The 2,942-nt window shown below is 54.9% G+C and carries 1 tRNA gene and 2 rRNA genes (1 of these 3 cut by a window edge); all 3 read left to right on the forward strand.

The window, feature by feature from the left end:
• Nucleotides 1–2,621: ribosomal RNA gene (locus HK24_RS13295) — 23S ribosomal RNA — on the forward strand (it extends 116 nt beyond the left edge of the window).
• An 80-nt stretch (nucleotides 2,622–2,701) separates the two neighbouring features.
• Nucleotides 2,702–2,816 (forward strand): 5S ribosomal RNA (rrf, locus tag HK24_RS13300).
• Nucleotides 2,817–2,864: 48 nt separating this feature from the next.
• Nucleotides 2,865–2,941, forward strand: a tRNA-Met gene (locus HK24_RS13305).
• Nucleotide 2,942 lies beyond the last annotated feature (1 nt).

The raw sequence follows: 2,942 nt of genomic DNA on the forward strand, positions 1-2,942 counted from the left end.
AATGGGGCAACCCCCTCGCAAGAGGATCATGTACTGAATACATAGGTGCATGAGGCAAACCCGGGGAACTGAAACATCTCAGTACCTGGAGGAAAAGACATCAACAGAGATTCCGCTAGTAGTGGCGAGCGAACGCGGAGCAGGCCAATGCCTTACCAAGAAGAAGCAGAACGGTCTGGAAAGTCCGGCAATAATGGGTGATAGCCCCGTATGCGTAGTGTCTTGGTGAGGATTCGAGTAGGGCGGGGCACGTGAAACCCTGTCTGAACATGGGGGGACCACCCTCCAAGCCTAAATACTCCTTAGTGACCGATAGTGAACAAGTACCGTGAGGGAAAGGTGAAAAGCACCCCGATAAGGGGAGTGAAAGAGACCTGAAACCGGACGCCTACAAGCAGTCGGAGCCTCTTATGGGGTGACGGCGTACCTTTTGTATAATGGGTCAGCGAGTTTCTGTTTGCAGCGAGCTTAAGCCGTTAGGTGTAGGCGTAGCGAAAGCGAGTCTGAATAGGGCGAATGAGTTGCTGGCAGAAGACCCGAAACCGAGTGATCTAGCCATGGCCAGGCTGAAGGTGCGGTAACACGCACTGGAGGGCCGAACCCACGCCTGTTGAAAAAGTCGGGGATGAGCTGTGGCTAGGGGTGAAAGGCCAATCAAACTCGGAGATAGCTGGTTCTCCGCGAAATCTATTGAGGTAGATCGTCGGGTGTTTACCCTGGGGGGTAGAGCACTGGATGGGCTAGGGGGGCCCAAAGCCTTACCAAACCTAACCAAACTCCGAATACCCAGGAGTATAGCCCGGCAGACAGACAGTGGGTGCTAAGGTCCATTGTCGAGAGGGAAACAGCCCAGACCACCAGCTAAGGCCCCTAAATCGTGGCTAAGTGGGAAAGGATGTGGGGATTCCAAAACAACCAGGAGGTTGGCTTAGAAGCAGCCATCCTTTAAAGAAAGCGTAATAGCTCACTGGTCTATTAGAAACCCTGCGCCGAAAATGTAACGGGGCTCAAGCCACGTGCCGAAGCTGTGGGTGCATTCTTATGAATGCGCGGTAGCGGAGCGTTCCGTAAGTCTGCGAAGGAGGCGGGGTGACCCCCTCTGGAGATATCGGAAGTGCGAATGCTGACATGAGTAGCGACAAACAGTGCGAGAAACACTGTCGCCGAAAGTCCAAGGGTTCCTGCGCAAGGTTAATCCACGCAGGGTGAGCCGGCCCCTAAGGCGAGGGCGAGAGCCGTAGTCGATGGGAACTAGGTGAATATTCCTAGGCCTGCCAGAAGTGACGAATGAGAAATGTTGTCTGTCCTTATCGGATTGAACAGGCTTTTCGACCATTCCAGGAAATAGCTCTGGCGTATAGACCGTACCCGAAACCGACACAGGTGGACTGGTAGAGAATACCAAGGCGCTTGAGAGAACGATGCTGAAGGAACTAGGCAAATTGCTCGTGTAACTTCGGGATAAACGAGACCCAATCGTGGGCAACCATGGTTGGGTGGCACAGACCAGGGGGTAGCGACTGTTTAGTAAAAACACAGGGCTCTGCGAAATCGTGAGATGACGTATAGGGCCTGACGCCTGCCCGGTGCCGGAAGGTTAAGAGGAGATGTGCAAGCATTGAATTGAAGCCCCGGTAAACGGCGGCCGTAACTATAACGGTCCTAAGGTAGCGAAATTCCTTGTCGGGTAAGTTCCGACCTGCACGAATGGCGTAACGACTTCCCCACTGTCTCCAGCATCGACTCAGCGAAATTGAATTCCCCGTGAAGATGCGGGGTACCCGCGGTCAGACGGAAAGACCCTATGAACCTTTACTGCAGCTTTGCAGTGGCATCAGGAAAATCCTGTGTAGGATAGGTCGGAGGCTTTGAAGCCGGGGCGCCAGCACCGGTGGAGCCACCCTTGAAATACGACCCTGAATTTTTCTGATGTCTAACCGAGACCAGTAAGCCTGGTCCGGGACCCTGCATGGTGGGCAGTTTGACTGGGGCGGTCGCCTCCCAAAGTGTAACGGAGGCGCGCGATGGTGGGCTCAGGCCGGTCGGAAACCGGCTGTCGAGTGCAATGGCATAAGCCCGCCTGACTGCGAGAATGACAGTTCGAGCAGAGACGAAAGTCGGCCATAGTGATCCGGTGGTCCCACGTGGACGGGCCATCGCTCAACGGATAAAAGGTACTCTAGGGATAACAGGCTGATCTCCCCCAAGAGTCCACATCGACGGGGAGGTTTGGCACCTCGATGTCGGCTCATCACATCCTGGGGCTGGAGCAGGTCCCAAGGGTTCGGCTGTTCGCCGATTAAAGTGGTACGTGAGCTGGGTTTAGAACGTCGTGAGACAGTTCGGTCCCTATCTGCCGTGGGTGTAAGAGACTTGAGAGGATTTGTCCCTAGTACGAGAGGACCGGGATGAACATACCTCTGGTGCACCGGTTGTCACGCCAGTGGCACAGCCGGGTAGCTAAGTGTGGACGGGATAACCGCTGAAAGCATCTAAGCGGGAAACCCACCTCAAAACGAGGTCTCATAGAGCCGTGATAGACCATCACGTTGATAGGCCGGGTGTGAAAGTGCAGTAATGCATGCAGCTAACCGGTCCTAATCGCTCATACTTCTCACATCAAACACATGCACAGAAATCAGCCACACTCATAAAACACCAACCTCCACCCACTCTCAAAAAGACTGGGTGGGCTAGAAGACCTGGTGGCCATTGCGAGGGCCCTACACCCGATCCCTTCCCGAACTCGGCCGTGAAATCCCTCAGCGCCTATGATACTGCACCTCAAGGTGCGGAAAAGTCGGTCGCCGCCAGGTCCCCTAGCCCACTCACCACTCCCACAACACCAACATCACCAATACCACCGCGGGGTGGAGCAGCCCGGTAGCTCGTCAGGCTCATAACCTGAAGGCCGTAGGTTCAAATCCTACCCCCGCAACCAC

The sequence above is a fragment of the Gluconobacter sp. DsW_058 genome, assembly GCF_002153615.1.
GTDB lineage: Bacteria > Pseudomonadota > Alphaproteobacteria > Acetobacterales > Acetobacteraceae > Gluconobacter > Gluconobacter cerinus.